Source organism: Mesorhizobium sp. M5C.F.Ca.ET.164.01.1.1 (assembly GCF_004792125.1).
Classification (GTDB): Bacteria; Pseudomonadota; Alphaproteobacteria; order Rhizobiales; family Rhizobiaceae; genus Mesorhizobium; species Mesorhizobium wenxiniae.
In genome coordinates this window covers 1-516 of the sequence record NZ_SRTG01000074.1, presented here as the reverse complement: position 1 = coordinate 516, position 516 = coordinate 1, and the positions used below count along the sequence as shown (strand labels likewise).

1 protein-coding gene is annotated in these 516 nt (G+C 65.9%); it reads right to left on the bottom strand.

Features of this window, described 5'->3' with window-relative positions; genetic code table 11:
• Window positions 1-504: peptidoglycan-binding protein (locus tag EN807_RS32470; protein ID WP_246684499.1), on the bottom strand; the 504-nt coding region annotated here is incomplete at its 3' end.
• Window positions 505-516 lie beyond the last annotated feature (12 nt).

Here is a 516-nt window from a genome sequence, read left to right as displayed (position 1 = left end):
CGCCTTGGATTTCCGGTCCTGCGCAATCTGCGTCAGGTCGAAGATGAACTCGAATTCCGGCTTGTCGACGCCGGCCGGTTTCGACACCAGGATGTCCAGCGCATAGCGCGTGACCTCCTCCGGGGTGACGACCGTGCGCACGACCTTTGCCTGATGGTAGTTGCTCACTACCGCCCAGCGCGAGGGAAGGTCGCCGTAGCGTGCGAGCATGTCGTACTGTTTGACGACGGCAAGCCTTTGTTTATCGGTCTTGGCGGCCTGCGCCTGAGTCGAAACCCGGCCGCGGACCCGGTCGAGGATTTCGCTCGTCAGCAGCCCCGCGGCCGGCGCGGCCTGCTGCGTCGCCGTGGTTTGGGCGGGAGCATCGTCGAGCGGGCCTTTCGCGTCGACCCAGGCGGCCAGCGCCTTGCGCACGTCCGGGCCGAAATAGCCCTTCGGCTCGCCGGCATAAAAACCTTCGCGCTTCAGCGTCGTCTCGATCGCGGCGCAGATTTCGTCGGGCACCGCCCTTCCGCT